Below are 19,904 nucleotides of genomic sequence, written 5' to 3' on the forward strand. Positions count from 1 at the left end.
CCGTCGGGGGGACGGTCCGTTGTCGGGCCGCTGGTGCGCGACGGCACCAGCGGCCCGTCGGCTCACCCCTTCACCGCGCCCGCGGTGAGCCCTTCGGTCAGGAAGCGCTGCCCCAGGGCGTACATGATCACCACGGGGATGCTGACCAGCAGCGACGCCGCGGCGAGTTGTCCCTGCGGCACGACGTCTCCGGCGATCATGGATTGCATCCCCACCGGGAGCGTCTTGTACTCGTCCTTCGTGATGAACACGAAGGCGAAGAGGAACTCGTTCCAGGCGTTGGTCAGGGTGAAGAGCGCGACCGCCAGCAGCCCTGGCTTGGCCAGCGGCAGCACCACCCGGCCGAACGCCTGGATGCGGCTGCAACCGTCGACGAGGGCGGCCTCCTCCAACTCGATGGGGATCGACGAGAAGTACCCCACCAGCAGCCAGGTGGCGAACGGCAGCGTGAAGGTCGGGTACGTCACCACCAGGGACCACAACGAGTCGGTGAGCCGGGCACCGATGAGCATCTGGTACAGCGGGATGAACAGCAGCGCGCCCGGCATCACGTAGGTGAGCAGCACCGTGACGGTGAAGCCCTGCGCCCCGCGGAACCGCAGCCGGGCCAGCGCGTAGCCCGCCAGGGCGGCGCAAACCAGTGCCACAGCGGTCGACGCCGCGGACACCAGCAGGGTGTTGAGATACCAGCGGCCGAACGGTTGGTTGTCGAACAGGGCACCGAACTGCTCAAGCGTCCACGGCGTCGGCCACAGGTCGTCGGTACGCATGACGACCTGACCCTCGGACTTGAAGGCCGTGACGAAGATCCAGTACAGCGGGCCCAGCACGAAGAAGAGCAAGCCAGCCAGCGCGGCCCAGGAACCCACACCCGAGACCGCTGTCGACGAACGGCGACCACCTCGGGACTGGAGGGTCGAGACCACCCGGCCGACCCCCGCCGCGATCAGCAGGATCACACCGAGGACCACCGCCGCCTTCCAGAAGATCTGCGGTGATGCCCAGAGCAGCAGACCGGTGACCAGTGCGGTGACGACCCACGGCAGCGCCCGCCGCGCCGTCCCGGCCCACCGCTGTGCCCCGATCCGCAGCGCTGTGCGGCGTCGCCGGGGCAGTTTGATGTTGGTGTCCTGGCGCAACAACCGGACCAGGACGAACACCAGCCCGCCGATGATCGGCAGCATGACGAGCGTGACCGCCGCGCCCGCGCCGTACTGCAGCTGCAGGATGGCCTTCGAGTAGGCGATGAGCACGTACGGCGCCGTCACGTCGCCCGGGCCGCCCTGCGTCAGCAACCAGACGAGGTCGAAGTTGTTGAACGTCCAGATCGACGACAGGGTCACCGTCACGGTGATCACGTGGCGCAGTCCGGGCAGCGTCACGCTTCTGAACCGCTGCCACGCCGAGGCGCCGTCGATGGTCGCCGCCTCGTAGAGGTCCGCCGGGATGGCCTTCAACCCCGCGAGGAAACACACGGTGAAGAACGGCACCCCCTTCCAGACATTGACGAGGATCACCGACGGCATGGCCAGCGACGGGTCGGACAGCCAGCCCGCGGGCCAGCTGTCGACAAGGTGCGCGCTGGCCAGGAGGGGCCCGATCCCGGTGGCGGTGAGCAGCGTGTTGACGCTGCCGAAGATCGGGTCGAGCAGCGCACGCCAGCTGAACGCCGTCACCACCGTCGGCACCACCCACGGCACCAGGAGCAGCCCGGCCAGCACGGCCCGCCCACGTCGGCGATGGTGCAGCAGCAGGGCGGCGGCCAACCCCAGCACAACCTTGAAAATCTCGGCGTACGCGGTGAATACGAACGAGTTCACCACGCCGGTGTGGAACTGGTCGTCGCCGACGAGCGCGAGGTAGTTGTCCAGGCCGACGAAGACGGTGTCCTGCCCGTGCCGTTCCGTGGTGCTGGTGATTATCGACCGGGCGATCGGCACGAGGACGAGCCCACCGACCAGCACCGCCATCGGTGCCAGGAACAGGGCCGCCAGTCGCCAGTCGCGACCCAGCCGCCGCTGGACAGCGGTGAGGGAGCCGGGCCCCGACGGCGAGGATTTTCTCGCCGCCGGGACCCGGGCAGGACGGACAGACCTCACTGCGGCAGCCCCTGCTGGTTGAAGATCTGCACCATCTTCGCGTGGGCGGCCGACACGGCCTGCGCCGGCGCGGTGCCCTGCACGACCTGCTGCATCATGTCGGTGAGGACGTACGCCGACCCCACCGCCTGCTGGCCCGCGCTGGCCTTCTGCGGGAAGGTCAGGCCGTTCTTCGTGTTCAGCGGCAGCTTCAATTCAGTGATTCTGCGCAGCATGGGGAACGCCGGGTCGCCACTGGTGAAGAACGGGTCGGCGTCCCAGACCTTCTCCCAGGCGGGCATCACCAGGCCGGGCGCCTCCTTCGCCACCCCGAGCAGCGCGGGCGCGCTGACCAGGTACTGCGCCAGGAGCTTGGCGAGCGCCGGGTTCTTGGCACCCTTGAAGACGACGAAGCCCTGCGACTGGCCGAGCAGCAGCGGATTGTCGGTCGCCGGCCCGATGCAGTCGGAGAACACGTGGGTGTTCGCGTGCACCGGGTTCTTCTTGGTCCTGGAGTCCGCGTACACGCTGAACTGGTTGCGGGTGTAGCCGAGGATGCCGGCGAGCCAGTTCTCGTTGTTGCTGGTGTCGGTCCAGCTCGCGATCCCCGGTGGCAACATCGGCTTGTACTTCGGGTTGGTGTAGATGTCGCCGAGGAAGGTCACCGCCTGCACGGTCTCCGGGGAGTTGAAGGTGACCTTCCGGCCGTCGTTGGCGGCGATCGACCCGCCGTAGGCGTTGATCAGCGCCTCGATCATGCCGTTGCCGTCACCGGACCGGTTCACCGTCATGCCCCAGCCGAACCGGCGCTTGGCCGGATCGGAAATCTCCAGGCACAGGTCCCGCAGCTCCTCCCAGCTGTAGATGTCCTTGGGGGTGATGCCCTTGTCCTGCATCCAGTCCTTGCGCAGGAACGACCCGATGCCGATGAAGTGGTACGGGATGGCGAACCACTTGCCGTCGAAGACGCAGAAGTTCTTGGCCTCGGCGCAGGGCTCGCCGTACTTGGCGGTCAGCGCGTTGACGACGTCCGTCACGTCCTCCAGGTCGCCCAGCGCCTGGAACTGGGCGACGAACCGCGAGTCGGTCATGAACGCCAGGTCACGGGCCACCCCGCCCTTGACCTCGGCGTCGATCTTGGCCACCACGTCACCGGCGTCGGCCTGGACCAGACTGTTCTCGATCTTCGTGCCGGTGGTGTCGGCGAACTTCTTGATCGAGCTGTCGAGGGCTTCGTTCGCCGCCGTCGAATACAACTTCTGCGACAGCATGCCCATCGAGGAGCCCTTCATCGCCGCCGCGGCGTCGATGAGCTCCTGCGGAACCTCCGGCTGCACCTTGCTGGGCGGATCGGAGTCGCCACCGCACGCGGCCAGACCGGCCGCGCCGAGCACCCCAACCCCCATCCCCAGAAAGCCGCGCCGTGACCACCCCGACTTGTCCTCCATGGACACTCGCCTCCTTCATCTCCCCGCGCACGGCTGCACGCCGAAGGCACAGCTGGCGGACACCGCGACGGTTGTGTTCCAGTTGGTTTCTGCCGGCGACCACCGAGGGCCGCCCGTCGAGATCAGTGCGTCGGTGGACCGCCATGGTGGTGAGCGGGCCCGCCCGTCACAGTGGGACGGCCACTGCCGCGCGCTTCGTCGGAGCCACCCGAGACATGTCGGGTGCCGCTCGTCGGATGGCGCGACGGGGTCGAGGCGATCGGCGACCGGGCCGAGGCAGTAGCGCTGACGTTCCAGTTCGGTCGAGCCACGGGACCACCGCCGTTCGAGATTTCGAACTAGGTTCGATATACCGGATCGAGTGGTCGCGACGCTAGAACAGTGCGAAGAGCGATGTCAATGTTTCGATGTTGTTTCGAACCGAAAGCGGGAGGCGGCCTATCGAGGCTGCGCGCGGTAGCCCATGCGAGCCGACAACGCGGCCGCCCCCTCGCGAACCAGCCCGGTCCATTCCACCTGCACCTGAGGCGTCCAACGGATGATCGGCGCGGACAGGCTCATCCCAGCGATGATGGCTCCGGTGTGGTCCCGGATCCCCGCGGCGACGCAGCGCATCGCAGTGTCCGACTCACCGATATCGACAGCGACGCCCTCCACCCGGACCCGGTCCAGATGCTCACGAAGAAGATCCGGAGCGGTGATGCTGTCCGGCGTCATGCCCGGCAGAGGGTCCTTCAGCAGGACGGCATCCAGGTCCGCCTCATCGAGGGCCGACAGCAGCACCTTGCCCACTGCCGTGCAGTGCGCGGGCAGCCGCAGCCCGACCCCGGAAACCATCCGAACCGGGTGGGTGCTGTCGAACTTGACGAGGTAGATGACATCGGCGCCGTCGAGCACCGCCACATGAACCGCCTCATCGCACGCGGCGGCCACGTCCCGCGCGACGCCCTGCGCCTCGCGTACCAGATCAAGCCGGCCCGCGAACGCCGCGCCCAACTGGAACAGCGGCATGCCGAGCCGATACTGCACGGGCTGACCCGGTATCGAGATCAGGTACGCGCGAGCCTCAAGCGTCACGAGCAACTCGTGGACGGTCGTGCGGGGCAGATCGAGTCGCTCCATCACCTGGCGGGCCGACAGTTGAGGGCAGTCCAGAAACAGTTCCAGGACGTCGAGTGCGCGGATGACCGCCGGTACCACACGGGGCATGTTCGATAGTCCCTTCGCAGTGCCGGACCCGTGTCAACGATCTCCACACGAGCCAGCACCTGAAGAGGATATCTACGTCAGCCCGCCGCGCCAGGTGCCAACCTCGTCGTTGATCCCCTGCAACGCGCCCGGATTCCGGGGCGTTCAGGACCCGGTCGTCTGGAATCTGTGAAGCGCGGCCTCGGTCACCCGGGTGAGGTGTTCGGCGCCCCCGGGCTTGTTGCCCTCCGCCTGAACCACCACCAAGGTGGTGCCGGTCCGGACGAGGATGACGTCCCACCCCAGGGTTTCAGGACCCGATGTCGTGGCGTTGGTGACGTGAAGGCTGTCATCGCCCAACTGCGGCCCGGCCGCGACCGCGAAGCGATAACTGCCGCCCTGGTCGGGCAGCACAACGGTCGGGCAACTGCCGATGAACGTCCGCAGGTCCGCCATCGCTCGCCGTGCACCGTCGTCGGTGTAGGTCCTGAGGACCTCCGTTCCCACCCACAGGTCATCGGGACCCGCGTCGAAGCTGAGGGTGGCTGCGGCTATCGCTGACGGAGTTCCGGTCAGCCGCCTCGCCGACAGCAGCGGGATCATGCTGCGCGAACACGCTGCGCCGACGTCTGGACGTCGATCGCCAGCATCGAGTGCCATGGTGGTCGCGATCTCCACGCTGAAGCCGGGCGGTAGCGACTCCGGGGTCACCAGGCGTGCGGACAGCGCGGCGGAGTACCCGGGCCCGCCGGTCGCCGGAACTGTTGGGGAAGGCGACTCCGTGACTGTCGCCTGCTTCCTTGCCTGCGCGGATTGATCCGGTGCGGGAGCCGCCGGAGAACCGCAGGCGGCCACCACGGAGACGGTCGCCACCGCGACCAATCCACGCAGCAGAATCCTGTGCACCGGACAGATTCCGCCTCTCGCCGAAAGGCGTCAGGCTACCAGCGCGACTTCAGCCGTCGGGCAGCGAATGTGGCCCACCGCGGCGCTGTCGATCAAACTGACGTTACACACGGCCGGTGTCAGTTGTGCCTGTCCCCTATGCTGCGCCAGGCAGTTGGTGTGAGCAGTCCACTCAGGGGGCGCGGAGCCGCATGGCCGACGAGATCAAGTACGAGTACAAGACGGTACGGCCAGTTCGCGGCACCGACGGCTGGGTCATCTCGAAGATGCAGAACGATGGCTGGGAGCTCGTGCAACAGGTTCCAGGCACGCTCCGCTCCACAGTCAACTTCCGTCGGCCGAAAAAGCCACAGCCGTGGCTCCTGATCGGCGCGGCAGCCGCCGTCCTCGTGATCCTGGCCATCGTCATCGGCACCGCCTCGGCACTCAGTGGCGGAGACGAAAAGAAGGACGGGTCGGAAAAATCGACGGCTGCGGTGGGTGAGAAACCATCTGCTACGCCGGCTCCGACCGCTGTCGAGTCGGCTGCCACTGAGGTAATCACGCCGCAGAACAATCCGGAGTTCGCCGCGCTGCTGAAGGCGGACGATTGCGACGACGCGAATCTGGCCTTCGCGACCAGGTACGAGGGCAAGACGGTCGCGTTCAACGGCTCGATCGTGAACATGGCGCCCCACGGTGACTACGACACCCGCTACGACTTCCTCCTGGGCCCAGGCGACATGGGACCGAACACGACGGTCGGCCCGGCCTTCAAGTACGAGGACGTCAACATCCTCGACCTGAAGCTGACCGGCAAGAAGATCCCCGCCACCGTCGGCGTAGGCGACAAGTTCCGCTTCGTCGCCGAGGTAGGTGAGTTCAACCCCGCCCAGTGCCTCTTCTTCCTCGACCCGGTCTCCACGGAAGCCCGGTAGTCAAGATGGACAGCCGTACCCTGCCGACTCCTTTGTCCGAAGCTCATGAAGTCGGCTTCGACTACAGGGACGGCGTCGGCGTCGACTTCGAGCCGTACCCGCACTTCCTCGACTCGGGCGAGATTGCCGAGTGGTGGAGGGCGTGGACCGGAAACGCGGAGCTGGACGGTTCCGAGTTCCGGGTCTTCGGGCAGGACGGCACCGGAGGCCTCGCCGCGTTCTGGCTGGTGCGTCACGGTGAGCCGATCGAGCAGCAGCCGGTGGTGTTTCTCGGTTCGGAGGGCGAAACGGGGGTCGTGGCGCAAACCCTGTGGGACTACCTGTGGCTCATCGCCGACGGTTTCGGCCCGTGGGAAGCGACGGCCTATCCCGATCACGAACACGAGCCTCGTACAAATGCCCGCCTCACGGAGATCGCCCAACGCTGGGCACCGTCGCGTCGCAGGTCGGCGGATGACGTCATTACCGCAGCGCGGGAAGAGTTCCCCGGCTTTGATGAGCTGATCGGCTCACTGTGCCGGTAGTTGGCGTGAGGGGTGCTCGACAAGATTGGGCAGGCGCTCCACCGCATCCGATGCTATGCCGACCACCGGTTTCCCGGAACGGCCGACCGAACGCCGGGGTAGGCGCGACGCTGGAACCGAACGGCAGTCAATCGGCTGACACGTGTGGAGGTGGCAACGCATGCCTGACGATCCCCGATACCAGCAGGCCCTCGACACCGCGGAGCGCCTCCTCGGCCAACCGTTGACCCTGCCGCTGGCCGACGGGGAACCCGCGGTCGGTCAGGACTTCCGGCGGCTGGCGACCGAGCACACCTTCGGCGACTCGTGGCCGCGACCGGGCCTGGACCTGCGGAGCCGCTGCCTGATCTCGGTGGCCGTCGCGGCGGCGCTGGGCACCCACGAGCCGCTGCGGGGGCAGTTGCGCATCGCGCTGACGTCCGGCGTGACCAAGGAGGAGATCGTCGAGCTCTTCATCCACCTAGAGGCGTACGCCGGGGCGGCCCGGGCGTTCGACAGCTACCAGGTGGCCGCGGCGGTCTTCGGCGAGCACCGCTGACGACGCTGCCACCATCCCGTCTGCCGCAGAGGAACTAGCCGCCTAACTCGTCACGCCTGAGTTGTGCCCTGGCTGTGCCCGATGATCTCCGGTCGGAGTTGTCGCAGCTCAGAGTCGGTGAATGGTGGGCCGCCAGGGACTCGAACCCTGAACCTATGGATTAAAAGTCCACAGCTCTGCCATTGAGCTAGCGGCCCGCGCGCTCAGGTTACCCGACCGTCTGCGGCCCGGCTGATGTCCGCCCCCGGTCCGGCGGAGCGATGCCGGTCTACGCCCGCGCCACAGGACCTCCGTCTACGGTGCAGGGCTCAGCGACCCGCTTGCGCACCGGCCTGACGTCTCCGCCAAACTTCCACACCGCTTTGTCGCCGGTATAGCTTCATCACCGATATATTGACGTCATGCCCACACCCACGCCGCTGCGGGAACCCACCTTCCTGATCCTCACCGCGCTCGCACGGGAACCCATGCACGGCTACGGCATCACCAGCGACGTCGCGGCCCTCTCCGGTGGGCGGTTGGCGCTGCGGCCCGGCACCCTCTACGGCGCACTCGACCGCCTCGCCGACGAGGGGCTGGTCGAGCGGGACCGCGAGGAGGTCGTCGAGGGTCGGCTGCGCCGCTACTACCGGCTCACCGAGGTTGGCCGGTCCGTGCTCACCGCCGAGACCGAACGACTGCGCCGCAACGTCGAGGCCGCCACGCAGCGGTTACGTGCTCGACCTGCGGGCACCCGCGCCGCCGGCGGCACCTCACGCGGCCCCCTGACGGTCGCCCGTCCCATCCTTCGACCGACCGGAGGCCCGGCATGAACCAGCCCAACGCCGCAAAGGATCAGGCCGGGTCGCCGCTGGAGTCCCGCTACCGGCGGCTGCTGTGGGCCTACCCGCGTAGCTACCGGGCTGAGCGGGGCGACGAGATCGTCGGGACGTACCTCGACACCGTGGATCCGGGGCGGCGCTGGCCATCCCCACACGACGCCGTCGACCTGCTCGGGGCCGGGCTCCGGGAGCGACTGCGCGGGTACGGCGCTCTCGGGCTGGTTGCGGCTCTCCCGCTGGCCGCGACCGCCGCGCTGAACACCCTGGTCGCGGTCTCCGTCTTCCTGCTCCTGCAGGTCGAGTTCGAAGATCCCCGCTTCGCCGGGCTGGATCCGGTCGGCCCGTTCCAGACCCTCGGGGCCGTGATCTGGCTGGGCTGGCTGCTCGTCGCCGTCACCGCCACGGCGCTGCCAGGGGCCTGGGCCCGCTCTGTCGCGGCCGGCGGTCTCCTGCTGACCGTCGTCGTGCCGCCCGTGGCCGCCGTCACCGGGCAGCCGGGGCCACCGCTGTTCGTGCTGGTTCCCGCCGTCGCGCTCGGCCTGGCCACGCTTGCGCTGCCCTCCCATCCCGGCTGGGTGGCGCGTGGCCTGCCGCCGCTCACTGCCGGTTGTGTGACTGTCGCATCGGTGGCATTCAGCGCCGCCGAGCACGGCGGGAACATGTTCACCTCGTACGGCTCGATCCCCGAACTGTTGGCGATGGTCGGGGGGTTGATGTTCGCGCTGGTCCTGCTCGTCGGCCTCGGTCGCGCCCTGCGAGCGGACGACGCCGGCCTCTGGGCGACAGTGCTGCTCGCCACCCCGGCCGCCCTGTTCGGCGCCAACCAGCTCAGCCAAGGGATCTGGGGCAGCCAGGGAGGTGGACCGACCTCGGCGGCCTACGCCACCACGACCGGGTCGATCCTTCTTGTCGGCGCGGCGCTGCTGGCAGCGGCCCTCGCCGGCCAGGCCGCACGACACCAGACCGTACGTCGGCGAGTGCTCGACGACGCCTGCCCGACCTGCGGACACCGCTCGACCGCGACGGCACGGGCCTGACTTCGGGCAGGACCTCCGGGTGGGCGGGGTCCGAGGTGTGGGGTCGGTGATCTGGAGTGGTCCGCACGGTGGCGCATGGGTGGCGGCCGGTGGGGAACCAGGACCCGCATGGGATCGAGCCGACTGCCGGCCGTGGCGGCCTCCGGGGAGGAGGTCGGGCGCGATGGCGTACGCCAGCCGGGTGGCGAGGTGCACGCCTGGTTGCCCGGCCAGAACCAGACGGTCTGCGGCCTGGCGTTGAGCCGGACCCGTCTGCGTCGCTTCCCGCATGTGCGCTTCGACTACTCGGGTACCGACGTGCTCACCGAGGCGGACGCCGTGGGCTGGATCTGCCCACGCTGCCTGGCCGCCACCGCCGGTAGGCGGGGCAAGGAAAAGCACGGCTGGGTACGGGAGTCTCCTCGCCCTTGATCGACTCGGGATCCCGGTAGTCGGGGTGTCCTGGGCGCGCGGATGCCGCGACTTTCAGGAAGTCGAGTGGATCAAGCGGCGGGTCACCGCGCTGGTGGGTGGTTGAGCTGCTGCTGGGCGGGTACGGGGTCGGGCATGCGGATCGTGGTGGTGGGGGCGAGCGGCAACGTCGGTACGGCGCTGCTGCGGCGGCTGCGCCGGGAGCGGGGCGTTGAGCTGGCCGGTGTCGTTCGACGGTTGCCCGGCCCGGATGCCGGCGAGCCGTACGACCAGGTGGAGTGGCACTCCTGCGACATCGGCGCGCCGGGCGCGGCCGGGCAGCTCGCCGAGGTGTTCGCGGGTGCGGACGCGGTGGTGCACCTGGCCTGGCAGATCCAGCCCAGCCACGACCAGCGGGTGCTGCGCCGGACCAACGTCGAGGGCAGCCGGGCGGTGATCAACGCGGTGGTCCAGGCCGGCGTGCCAGCCCTGGTGTACGCCTCGTCGGTCGGCACCTACGCGCCCGGCCCGAAGGACCACCCGATCAGTGAGCGCTGGCCGGCCACCGGTGTGCCCGGTTCGTCGTACAGCGAGCACAAGGCGGAGGTGGAGGCGCTGCTGGACGGGCTCGAACGGGATCACCCGAAGCTGCGGGTGGTACGGATGCGCCCCGGGTTGATCTTCCAGCGGGCCGCCGGTGCCGAGATCACGCGTTACTTCCTCGGCCCGTTGGCGCCGGTGCGGCTGCTGCGCTTCGGCCGGATCCCGCTGGTGCCGGCGAACCGCCGGTTGCGGATGCAGGCGGTGCACGCCGATGACGTGGCTGACGCGTACACCCGGGCGGTGTTGGGTGATGCGCGCGGAGCCTTCAACGTCGCCGCGGACCCGGTGCTCACCCCGGAGCTGGTGGCCCGGCACTTCCATGGTTGGACGGTGCCGGTCGCCGCGCCGGTGCTGCGGGCGGCGGCGGCGCTGACCTGGCGGGCGCGGCTGCAACCGGTCGACGCGGGCTGGGTGGAGCTGGGTCTGAACGCCCCGCTGATGTCCAGCGAGCGCGCGGAGACCGAGCTGGGCTGGCAGCCGAAGATCAGCGCGCTGACGGCGCTCAAGGAACTCTTCGCCGGAATGGCCGACGGCGACCACACGCCGAGCCCGCCGATGTCCGGCGCACCGAACCTGCCCGGCCGCCCCGCTGCCCTCCTCCACGCCCGCCCCCCAGGCGAAGGAAACCCCTACTGACCCCACCCCACCCCGCCTGCTCCGCCCCTCAGCTCGTTGATCAAGAGCTTTCGGTCAGAGAACGCCGCTCCGATGACCGAAACCTCTTGATCACCGGCGCCGGGGCCACGAGGGCAGGGGCGGGGTTGGGTTAGGAGAGGTTGGAGTTGGTGAGGGTGGGGTTGCGGGCGCCCAGGAAGAAGATGCCGGGGAAGCCACGGGTCTCGAACGTGGCGCTGGGGTTGCGCCGCAGGGTCGAGTTTTCGACCCTCATCGTGCCGGTGCGGTTGTTGCTCACGAAGAAGACCGCGCCGCCGCCCTCGTTGGCAGTGTTGTTCTCGATGATCGTGCCGGCGATCCGTACGGTGAACTCGTTGCCGTCGCAGTAGATCGCGCCGCCGCTGCCGCCGCCGGGCGTACCGGACTTGGCCGGGTTGGCGCCGCTGCCGATTGCCTCGTTGTTCCTGAGCAGGCTGTTCAGCACCACCCACGACACACCGATGCTGCTCAGCGCCCCACCGTTGGAGCAGGAGCCGCCGTCGAAGGTGCTGCCCACCACGTACACCGGCTTGTTCTCGTACTGGCTCAGCACCCGGACGGCCGCGCCACCCAGGTCGGGGCCGGTGCGGTCGCAGCGGTTGCGGACGAAGCGCGAGTTGATCACCTTCAGCCGGCCGCCGCGTACGAAGATCGCCCCACCGCCGCCGCCCTCGGCCTTCTCGCCTGTGGAGTTGCCGTCGGCGAAGGTGAGGTTCTGCACGGTGAGCTGCGGGTGATCCTGGTTCTGGCAGTGCGAGGTGGTGAAGCCCTGGGCCTCGTCGCAGGTGTTCATGTAGAGGATGCGGCGCTGCCCCTGGCCGCTCAGCGTGACGGTGCCGCCGCCGTCCAGCACGATCTTCGGCCCGTTGGCGTTGCGGACCTTGGCGGTGGCGGCCATCTTGATCGTCACCGGGGCCGGTCCACAGTTGAACGTGATGACTCCGCCGGCCGCGACGGCCTTCACCACCGCCGCGGAGGTGCAACTCGCCGGGGTGCCAGTGCCGATTCTCCGGGTCGGCTTCGAGGTGTCCACCGCTCGCGCCTCGGCCGGCACGGTGGCCCTGCCGTTCGGGTTGCCGGCGGCGAGCACCTTGCTGGCGGGCTTCGGGCTGGCGCTGACCCCCGGGCCGCCGAGGCCGTCGCGAGCCCCCGGCGTCTCACCCTGACCGCCGGTGGGCAGGGCCGTCGGCGAGGCGGTCGAGCCGGCCTCGAAGGTGGGGGCCGGGTCGTTGGGCGCGCAGGCGGGCAGGGTCGCGGTGGCGACACCGAGGACGAGGAGAGCGGCAAGCGACGTCATGCGCACCCCGTGATGCTAGGAGCCGCTACGGCGTCGCGACGAATCCGCCGGGCCGGTTTAATGCACCGCTAAGACGCCGTCATCAGGTGTGGGAGAGGGCGAAGGCGGTCAGGAAGCCGGCGACGGTGATCAGACCGACCAGCAGGTGCGCGTTCTCGAACGCCTCCGGGACCATGGTGTCGGTGATCATGGCGAGGATCGCGCCGGCGGCCAACGCGGTGATGGCGGCCATCACCTCCGGCGGCGCGCCCCCCAGCAGCGTGTTGCCGACCAGCGCGGCGACGCCACTGATCAGCGCGATCCCGGTCCAGAGCAGGAACACGTACCGTCGGGTGCGGCCGGCCTGGCGCATGCCGGCGGCGCTGGACAGCCCTTCCGGGACGTTGCTGAGGAACACCGCCGCCACCGTGACCAGGCTGACCGCGCCGCCGCCGAGCAGGCTGGCGCCGATCACGACCGATTCCGGTACGCCGTCGAGCAGCGCGCCGACGGCCAGCGCCGAGCCGGAACCAGGCTGCTCGCTCTCGGAGGGTTGCTGGTCGCCGGACCGCTTCCGGTGCCGAGCGCCGTGCCGGGCGAGAGCCAGGTTGGCCACTGTGTAGACCACCGCGCCGGCGGCAGCGCCGAGAGCGGTGGGCAGGAGCCCGCCCTGCGCGTGCGCCTCGGCGATCAACTCGAACGACACGGCGGAGAGCAGCACTCCCGCGCCGAACGCCATGATCGACGCGATGAGGCGCTGCGGCACCCGGGCGAACCAGCCGACCGCCGCCCCGACCAGCAGAGCCGACCCGGCCAGCAACCCCCATCCACCCGCCTGTAACCACTCCGGCATTCGCGGGACCGTACCCACGCTCGCCGAGGCGACAAACCCGTTTGTGAGGAGGGCTCAGAAGTCGGCGAAGAGGTACGGCACCCGGCGGGGGAAGAGGCCGCGCAACTCCGTGGCGGCGTCCACCGGCACCTCGCCCAGACCGCGCAGTGGCAGCTCGGCCGGGTCCAGCACCCCGTACGCGAGGGCGGAGAGACCGGCGGCGGTGAGCGTGGCGGTCGGCGCGCGGCCGGTGGTGTCGTCGACCAACTCCAGCGCCCCGGTCGTGCCGTCGAGCAGGTGGGTGCCGGCCAACCAGCGGTCCCCGGTCAGCTCGATCCGCACCCGGCCCGGGCCGGCGGGCAGCCCGCTCAACGCGTCCAGCGACAGCAGCCGGGCCATCGGCGCGGACGAACCCGGCACCTGGGTACGGGCCTCGACGTGCACGTCCAGGTCGGTCAGCCACAGCTCGGGCAACTCGTCCGGCGGAACCTGAACGGTGATCCGCTCGATCTGGTCGACGTGCCGGGCGAAGAACTGCAACAGCAGCGCCCGCGCGAGCGGGTCGGTGACCAGCAGCTCGTTGCCGTGCAGCGTGCCGCCGTAATCGTCGATCCGGTACGTCACCGCGCCGGTGACCTCCCCGCCGACCCGGGCGGTGAGCAACCAGTACTCGTCGCGGTCACGCATCCCGACCGCCCGGTTCTCCGGGAAGATCGCGAAGCCGTGTCGTTCCTGGAGGTTGCGTTCGGTGAACGCCCGCCACGCCGGATAGCCGGCGGCAACGCGCTCCCAGCCGACCTCGCCGGGCAGGTCCACCCGGAGCAGCGAACCCAGGTTGGCCGGGGTGAAGGTGACCCGGCGCGGCTTGGGCAGCCCGATGTAGCCGAACCGGGCGTAGAAGCTGGGCCGGAACGGATAGAGCGCGCTGAGCGGATGGCCCTCGTCGCGCATCTCGTCGAGGAGTTGGTGCAGCAACGTCCGGACGTGTCCCTGCCGGCGGGCCAGCGGATGGGTAGCCACCCCGGCGACACCGGCCATCGGCAGCACCACCCCGCGCAGGTTCTGTCGCATCGGGATGGCCGAGACGGCGGCCAACGTGGTGCCGTCCTCCTCGGCGATCAACGTCCGGTTGCCCTGGTTGTAGGGCAGGTAGTCGCGAAACTCCGCCGTCCGGGCGGCGCTGAGCGGCGAGGACTCGAAGGCGTACGCGGCAAGCGGAAAGCTGGTGGTGAGACGGTCGTCGTCGGTCACCCGGCGAATGGTCATTCGCCCATCTCAACCCGCCGCGCGGGTCGCAGCAACCGGATTGGCCCGATCCGCGGCCGGCCCGGCGTCAGCCGACCGGCAGGTGCCGCAGGTGGCGACGGCGGCGCAGGCGGACGCTGGCCACCGCGGCCACGCCCAGAGCCAGCAGGGCGGTGACGGCGACCCCGTGCAGCAGGCCACGGGAGAGGTAGCCCTGGTCGGTGTTGTCGACCGTCCAGGTGGCGATCTCCCGGCTCGACCAGAACGGCGTCAATCTCGCCCCCGACCCGGCCGGGTCGATCAGCATCTGCACCGTCACCACTGTGAGCAGCAGCAGCGTGCCCTCCAACTCGCGGGGCAGCAGCGCACCGATCAGCATTCCGAACGGCGCCGCCACCGCGACGGAACAGAGCAGCGCCGCCGCCAGGCCGCCGTACCGCAGGTCCGCGCCGTCGATCATCGGGAGCAGGAAGAAGGGTACGGAGATGACCAGCCCCACCGTCCACAGGCCGAGCATCCGACCGAGATAGAGATGGTGTGGGCGGTAGCCGGCCAGCCGCAGCCTCGGCTCCAGCTCGCGGGCCGCGGTCGTGGCGAACAGCGCGGCGGTGCTCACCGCCCAACCCACGCCGAGCAGCAGCGAGCGAACCGACTGCCCGAGGTAGGCGTCCCGCCGGATCAGGTAGAAGGTCAACGGCATCAACAACAACAGCAGGAGTACGCCTCGACGCCGCAGCAGCTCCCGCAGGGTCATCTCGGCGACGGTGACGAGCCGGTTCACGGGCGGCCTCCCTGGATGCCGGGCGCGTGCCACCCGGACTCGTGTGCCGGGGTCAGGTCGAGCACGATGTCCACCCGGTCGAGTTGGTTGAGCAGGTGGGTCACCACGACGATGGCCGCGCCGGCGTCGCGCAACCTGCTGAGCTGGTCCCAGAAGTTGACGTACGTGCCCTGGTCGAAGCCCTGGTACGGCTCGTCGAGCAGCAGCACGTCGGGGGCGCTGAGCGTGGACATGGTCAGGTTGAGCTTCTGTCGAGTGCCGCCGGACAGGTGGCGGGCCTGCACGTCGCCGCCCGCTTCCCAGCCGAGCTGCCGTGCCGCCGCCCGACCGGCGCGGCGGGCCGGGCCCCGGGCCACACCCTGACCGGCGCCGACCAGCACGAAGTGCTCGTCGGCGAGCAGGAAGTCGGCGGTGCCGCCAGACTGCGGGCAGTAGCCGAGCCGCCCGGAGACGGTCACCTCACCGGCGTCCGGTGACATGAGGCCGGCGCAGATCCGGAGGAAGGTGCTCTTGCCGCAGCCGTTCGCGCCGACGACGGCGGCGATCTGTCCGGCCCGGACGGTGAGCGTGGCGTCGCGCAGCACGGTTCGCCGTCCGTACCGCTTGGTGATGCCTGCCGCGTGCAGCCGGACCGGCCCGGGGCGCGGGCCGGGCGCGGTGCCGATGCTCTCCACGACAGCGCCCGCGTACTGCTGGGGTGGGCCGAAGACGACCCAGGGGTCGCCGCCGCCCTCGCGTAGGTGCGTGGCGGCCTCGGCGACCACGTGCCGTGCGGCGTCCGCCGCGACCCGGCGCTGGTGCAGCTCGGCTGTGAGCGTGCGCAGCCAATCGTCGGCGTTCACCGGGTGACCCCCTTCGTGACGATGTCGTTCACCGGCCGGACGAAGGTGAGCCAGGCGCTGCCGCCCGCGTGGAGCGCCGCGTGCCCGTCGTCGGTGAGCCGGTAGTACTTGCGGGCCGGCCCGGCGCTGCCCTCCCGCCACTGCGCGGTCACCAGGCCGGTCTTCTGTAGGCGCAGCAGCACCGGGTAGAGCGTGCCGCCCTGGATCGGCCCGACGCCCGCCGCGTCGAGCGCCTGGGCGAGTTGGTAGCCGTAGGACTCGCCTTTGGACAGCAGGGCCAGGACGCAGATGTCGAGCACCCCCCGCAGCCACTGCCCGCGCCGGTCGGAATCCACGCGTCGGACAGTAGCGGCGCTAGCTAGATGGCACAACCACCTACTGTGGCAGCGGTACCCGAACCAGTCGGTTCGGGTGAGCCGCCGAGGGAGCCGTACGGGTCAGCGGGCGACGACGTCGGAGACCACGACTGTGACGTTGTCCGGTGCGCCGGCGTGGTGAGCCAGCTTCACCAGCTGCTCACCGCACTGCTGGCGGTCGGCGTACATGCCCAGGGCCGCGGCGATGGCCTCGTCCTCGACGTAGTCGGAGAGCCCGTCGCTGCACAGCAGCAGCCGGTCACCGGCGACCACGGTGAGCACCCCGACCGCCGGTGGGGTGTCGGCGCCCTGCACGGCCCGGGTCACCAGGGACCGCTGCGGGTGGTGGCGGGCCTGCTCGGGAGAGAGGGTCCCCTGATCGACAAGCGCCTGCACGAACGTGTCGTCCCGGGTGAGCTGGGTCAGCTCCCCCTCACGCAGCAGGTAGCAGCGGGAGTCGCCCACCTGGGCCAGCACCAGCGTCTCCCCGGCCAGTAGCGCCGCGGTGAGCGTCGTACCCATGCCGTCCCGGCTCGGGTCGACGGTGATGGCGGCGTGGATGCGCTGGTTGGCGGTGCTGACCACGGCACGCAGCGCGTCGGCGGCGCCGTCGGGGTCGGTGGGGGGAGCCAGCTCGTCCAGGATCCGGATCACGATCTCGCTCGCCACCTCGCCCGCAGGCAGCCCACCCATGCCGTCGGCGACCGCGATCAGGCGGTCACCGGCGAGGGCGGAGTCCTCGTTGTTGGTGCGCACCAAGCCGATGTCGTTGAGGATGACCGAGCGGAGGATCAGCGTCATGGGGTCAAGCTTGCCAAGAACAACCGGCATTCGTCTCTACGCCTCCTACCTAGGTCGAGAAATGATTGCGATTATCGTCGACGAGGTCGACGGTCCGTGACCGATCCGCGCGGTCTCAGCGGCGCGGATAGCGCAGCAGCAGGCTCGCGGCGACCTCCTCGTCGCCCACCGCCGCGTAGCTGTGTGGCACGTCCGACACCCAGCGGAGGTGGCCACCGGCCGCGGCCGTCAGCGGTGCGTCGGCCGGCCCGGCGCGCAGCACCCCGGCGAACACGGTGACGTGTTCGGTGACTCCCGCCGGGTGGGCGGGCGAGAGCTGGCCGGCGCCGGGCGCGACCCGCATCCGGTACAGCTCGTAGGTCGCGTCGGTGTCGGTGAAGACCTCCAGCAGGGTGGCGGTGACCGCGGTGCCGTGCACTGTGGGCCCGGCGGCCGGCTCCGCCAGCACCGCCGTCAGCGGTACGCCGAGCTGCGCGGTGACCGCCCAGAGCGTCTCCAGGGTCGGGTTGCGGGTGCCGTGCTCCAGGCCGGAGAGGGTGGCCTTTCCGACACCGGCGAGCCGGGCGAGTGTGGACAGCGACATCCCCTGCTCCTCGCGCAGGGTGCGGACCCGGCGCCCGACGACGGCGGGATCCACGTCGAGGCCCGGGCGCGGGGCTGGTGGTGGGTGCGGCACCCGGCTATCGTGCTACACGCTTCCGTTCCGTAAACGGAACAGTCGGGAGGAGTGTGGTGGCCGGACGCGTGCAACCGGTGCTGGCAGGGGCGGTGACCGCGCTGGTGGGCTTCGCCAGCTCGTTCACCGTCGTGCTGGCCGGGCTCCGAGCGGCGGGCGCGTCGGACGCACAAGCCGCCTCCGGCCTGCTCGCTCTCTGCGTGGCATGTGGGTTCGCCGCCGCCTGGCTGGGCTGGCGGTACCGGATACCGATGAGCGTGGCCTGGTCCACTCCGGGCGCGGCGCTGCTGGTGGCGACCGGGCCGCCGCCGGGAGGATGGCCGGTAGCGGTGGGCGCCTTCCTCGTCTCCGGTGTGCTGATCGTCGCGGCCGGGTTGTTCCCGCCGCTCGGCCGTGCGGTAGCCGCCATCCCCAAGCCGGTGGCCGGCGCCATGCTCGCCGGGGTGCTGTTGCCGCTGTGCACCGCCCCGGTCCGCGCGCTGGTAGAGCTGCCGGTGGTGGCCGGATCGGTGGTGGTCGGTTGGCTACTGCTGCACCGGTTCGCCCGACGCTGGGCGGTGCCCGGTGCGCTGGTGGTGGCCGTGGCAGCGATCGCACTGACCGCACCGCCGACCGGCCTCACCGCTGCCGCGCTGATCCCGTCGGTCACGCTGACCGCGCCAGCCTGGAACGCGTCCGCGCTCGTCGGGGTGGCCCTGCCGCTGTTCCTGGTCACCATGGCCGCGCAGAACGTGCCCGGCATGGCGGTGCTGGTCGGCCACGGCTACCGGCCGCCGTTCGGCGCCGCACTGCGGACCACCGGCCTGGCCAGTCTGCTCGCCGCCCCGGCCGGTGGGCACGCGGTGAACCTCGCGGCGATCACCGCCGCGCTGGCCGCCGGCCCCGACGCGCACCCCGACCCGGAGCGGCGATGGATCGCCTCGGTCACCGCAGGTGTCGGGCTGGCCGTGCTCGGACTGGGCGCCGGCGTGGCCACCACGCTGGTGGCGGTCGCCCCACCGATCCTCATCGAGGCGGTCGCCGGGCTGGCGCTGCTGGGTGCCCTCGCCACCGCGCTCGCTGCGGCGGTGACCGACCCGGCGACCCGGGAGGCCGCCGTGGTCACCTTCGTGGTGACCGCGTCCGGGGTGACGCTGATCGGCGTGGGCGGCGCGTTCTGGGGCCTGGTCGCGGGCTGCCTGATGCTGCTTCTCTTCCACCGCCGCCAACCCGCGCCGGCCGCGCCCGCTCAGGCCGCGCCGGGCGGGCCTGCTCCCGCCGCGTCGGGCAGATCCACTCGGGTTTCATGAAGTCGGGCCGTCCCGAGGCTCCGGACACCCCGATTTCCGTGAACCTGAGTCGATCAGGGCGGTTGGGTCACTCCTCGGGCGGCAGGTCGGCCACCCCGACGGCCAGGAGGACCCGGCCGTCAGCCACCGACCCGATCCGGTCGGCCGGTACGTAGACCGCGCCCGTGCGGGTCAGGTCGGTCGAGACCTTCAGATAGCCGCTGTGCAGCAGTCGCGCCGCCAGATCGGCTGGGACGTCCGGCTCCTCGACCGCGGTCGCCTCGATCAGCTCGTCCAGGCTGCTGCCCGGGTCGGCGGTCGGTGTCTGGACGGTCACCGCGTTCGGGTCACCCCGCTGGACGAGGTCCACGGTGCCGACCTCGGTGCCAGCTGAGTCGATCACCGGCATCCCGGTGGTGATCCGCGAGATGGTCGCCTGCTGCTCGTCCTGCTGGTCCATCCCGCTGCGGTTCCCGGAGCAGTGCGCCGCTAAACGCCGCCGTCCACCCACCCCGCCCGTCCGCTGCCGGCCCGCCTGCCCGTCCCTCCCACCCGCCGCGCAGCGGCAGCGGTGGCCTCGGTGTGGTCGCACCTCGTTCCAGAGCAGTGGCTCGGAGGTGACCGGTCCGGAGGCGATGGGCTCGGAGGTGGCAGGTCCGGAGGCGATGGGCTCGGAGGCGGGGGGTCGGGGAGGCGGTGGGCTCGGAGGCTGTGGGCCGGGGG

Annotated in this window: 21 protein-coding genes and 1 tRNA gene; 8 read left to right on the top strand and 14 right to left on the bottom strand. The window is 70.4% G+C overall.

Translation table 11 applies throughout. The annotated features are described in order from the left end of the window. Window positions 1-62: 62 nt before the first annotated feature. The 4 genes from AB0B68_RS02870 to AB0B68_RS02885 form a co-directional block, all read right to left on the bottom strand. The gene (locus AB0B68_RS02870) at window positions 63-1,970 is read right to left on the bottom strand and encodes an ABC transporter permease subunit (RefSeq protein WP_357200983.1); all 1,908 of its coding nucleotides are present in this window, start codon (window positions 1,968-1,970) and stop codon (window positions 63-65) included. 125 nt (window positions 1,971-2,095) lie between these two features. Continuing rightward, window positions 2,096-3,526: an extracellular solute-binding protein gene (locus AB0B68_RS02875; RefSeq protein WP_357200987.1), complete on the bottom strand. Its 1,431-nt coding sequence runs from the start codon at window positions 3,524-3,526 to the stop codon at window positions 2,096-2,098. Window positions 3,527-3,964: 438 nt separating this feature from the next. Next, complete coding sequence (locus tag AB0B68_RS02880; protein ID WP_357200990.1) at window positions 3,965-4,735, bottom strand: IclR family transcriptional regulator; 771 nt, start codon at window positions 4,733-4,735, stop codon at window positions 3,965-3,967. Window positions 4,736-4,879: 144 nt separating this feature from the next. After that, window positions 4,880-5,587, bottom strand: coding sequence for a hypothetical protein (locus AB0B68_RS02885; RefSeq protein WP_357257590.1), 708 nt, complete (start codon window positions 5,585-5,587; stop codon window positions 4,880-4,882). 224 nt (window positions 5,588-5,811) lie between these two features. On the opposite strand from AB0B68_RS02885, the gene AB0B68_RS02890 reads away from it, so the two are divergent. From AB0B68_RS02890 to AB0B68_RS02900, 3 genes are all read left to right on the top strand, one after another. After that, a complete protein-coding gene (locus tag AB0B68_RS02890; RefSeq protein WP_357257592.1) occupies window positions 5,812-6,537 on the top strand; it encodes a DUF4839 domain-containing protein in 726 nt (241 codons plus the stop codon). Between the two features lie 5 nt (window positions 6,538-6,542). Then, window positions 6,543-7,061, top strand: a complete 519-nt coding sequence (locus AB0B68_RS02895) for an SMI1/KNR4 family protein (RefSeq protein ID WP_357200999.1) — start codon at window positions 6,543-6,545, stop codon at window positions 7,059-7,061. Window positions 7,062-7,221: 160 nt separating this feature from the next. Beyond that, window positions 7,222-7,599, top strand: a complete 378-nt coding sequence (locus tag AB0B68_RS02900) for a carboxymuconolactone decarboxylase family protein (RefSeq protein ID WP_088986731.1) — start codon at window positions 7,222-7,224, stop codon at window positions 7,597-7,599. 122 nt (window positions 7,600-7,721) lie between these two features. Here the strand turns inward: AB0B68_RS02900 and AB0B68_RS02905 are convergent. Beyond that, window positions 7,722-7,796, bottom strand: a tRNA-Lys gene (locus tag AB0B68_RS02905). 204 nt (window positions 7,797-8,000) lie between these two features. Between AB0B68_RS02905 and AB0B68_RS02910 the strand changes: the two genes are divergently transcribed. The 4 genes from AB0B68_RS02910 (at window position 8,001) to AB0B68_RS02925 (ending at window position 11,086) form a co-directional block, all read left to right on the top strand. Further along, window positions 8,001-8,411 carry a helix-turn-helix transcriptional regulator gene (locus AB0B68_RS02910; protein ID WP_357201003.1) on the top strand — a complete coding sequence of 137 codons (411 nt, stop codon included), beginning with the start codon at window positions 8,001-8,003 and terminating at the stop codon, window positions 8,409-8,411. Then, window positions 8,408-9,457, top strand: coding sequence for a GlsB/YeaQ/YmgE family stress response membrane protein (locus AB0B68_RS02915; RefSeq protein ID WP_357257594.1), 1,050 nt, complete (start codon window positions 8,408-8,410; stop codon window positions 9,455-9,457). Before AB0B68_RS02910 ends, AB0B68_RS02915 begins: the two co-directional genes overlap by 4 nt. A 108-nt stretch (window positions 9,458-9,565) precedes the next feature. Beyond that, window positions 9,566-9,868, top strand: coding sequence for a hypothetical protein (locus AB0B68_RS02920; RefSeq protein WP_124861128.1), 303 nt, complete (start codon window positions 9,566-9,568; stop codon window positions 9,866-9,868). A gap of 135 nt (window positions 9,869-10,003) precedes the next feature. Next, window positions 10,004-11,086, top strand: a complete 1,083-nt coding sequence (locus tag AB0B68_RS02925) for an NAD-dependent epimerase/dehydratase family protein (RefSeq protein ID WP_357257596.1) — start codon at window positions 10,004-10,006, stop codon at window positions 11,084-11,086. 130 nt (window positions 11,087-11,216) lie between these two features. On the opposite strand, the gene AB0B68_RS02930 is transcribed toward AB0B68_RS02925, so the two are convergent. The 8 genes from AB0B68_RS02930 to AB0B68_RS02965 form a co-directional block, all read right to left on the bottom strand. Then, on the bottom strand, window positions 11,217-12,401 hold the full coding sequence (locus AB0B68_RS02930) for a hypothetical protein (RefSeq protein WP_357257751.1): 1,185 nt from the start codon (window positions 12,399-12,401) through the stop codon (window positions 11,217-11,219). 82 nt (window positions 12,402-12,483) lie between these two features. Further along, window positions 12,484-13,233, bottom strand: a complete 750-nt coding sequence (locus AB0B68_RS02935) for a ZIP family zinc transporter (protein WP_357201013.1) — start codon at window positions 13,231-13,233, stop codon at window positions 12,484-12,486. Window positions 13,234-13,287: 54 nt separating this feature from the next. Beyond that, window positions 13,288-14,463, bottom strand: coding sequence for a GNAT family N-acetyltransferase (locus AB0B68_RS02940; RefSeq protein WP_357201015.1), 1,176 nt, complete (start codon window positions 14,461-14,463; stop codon window positions 13,288-13,290). Between the two features lie 82 nt (window positions 14,464-14,545). Beyond that, window positions 14,546-15,238, bottom strand: coding sequence for a hypothetical protein (locus AB0B68_RS02945; protein WP_357201018.1), 693 nt, complete (start codon window positions 15,236-15,238; stop codon window positions 14,546-14,548). Further along, entirely contained in the window at window positions 15,235-16,080 is an 846-nt protein-coding gene (locus tag AB0B68_RS02950) for an ATP-binding cassette domain-containing protein (RefSeq protein ID WP_357201021.1), read from the bottom strand. The genes AB0B68_RS02945 and AB0B68_RS02950 overlap by 4 nt, the downstream gene beginning before the upstream one ends. Then, window positions 16,077-16,415 carry a PadR family transcriptional regulator gene (locus tag AB0B68_RS02955; protein ID WP_357201024.1) on the bottom strand — a complete coding sequence of 113 codons (339 nt, stop codon included), beginning with the start codon at window positions 16,413-16,415 and terminating at the stop codon, window positions 16,077-16,079. The genes AB0B68_RS02950 and AB0B68_RS02955 overlap by 4 nt, the downstream gene beginning before the upstream one ends. A 102-nt stretch (window positions 16,416-16,517) precedes the next feature. Next, window positions 16,518-17,237: a protein phosphatase 2C domain-containing protein gene (locus AB0B68_RS02960; RefSeq protein ID WP_355004776.1), complete on the bottom strand. Its 720-nt coding sequence runs from the start codon at window positions 17,235-17,237 to the stop codon at window positions 16,518-16,520. A gap of 115 nt (window positions 17,238-17,352) precedes the next feature. Continuing rightward, on the bottom strand, window positions 17,353-17,913 hold the full coding sequence (locus AB0B68_RS02965) for an XRE family transcriptional regulator (RefSeq protein ID WP_357257598.1): 561 nt from the start codon (window positions 17,911-17,913) through the stop codon (window positions 17,353-17,355). Between the two features lie 56 nt (window positions 17,914-17,969). Here AB0B68_RS02965 and AB0B68_RS02970 point away from each other — a divergent pair, with 56 nt between their 5' ends. Beyond that, entirely contained in the window at window positions 17,970-19,202 is a 1,233-nt protein-coding gene (locus AB0B68_RS02970) for a benzoate/H(+) symporter BenE family transporter (RefSeq protein ID WP_357257600.1), read from the top strand. Between the two features lie 67 nt (window positions 19,203-19,269). Here the strand turns inward: AB0B68_RS02970 and AB0B68_RS02975 are convergent, their stop codons facing one another. Further along, window positions 19,270-19,641 carry a hypothetical protein gene (locus tag AB0B68_RS02975; protein ID WP_091395802.1) on the bottom strand — a complete coding sequence of 124 codons (372 nt, stop codon included), beginning with the start codon at window positions 19,639-19,641 and terminating at the stop codon, window positions 19,270-19,272. Between the last annotated feature and the right edge of the window lie 263 nt (window positions 19,642-19,904).

Source organism: Micromonospora sp. NPDC049049 (assembly GCF_040649115.1).
In the GTDB taxonomy this organism is placed as follows: Bacteria; Actinomycetota; Actinomycetes; order Mycobacteriales; family Micromonosporaceae; genus Micromonospora.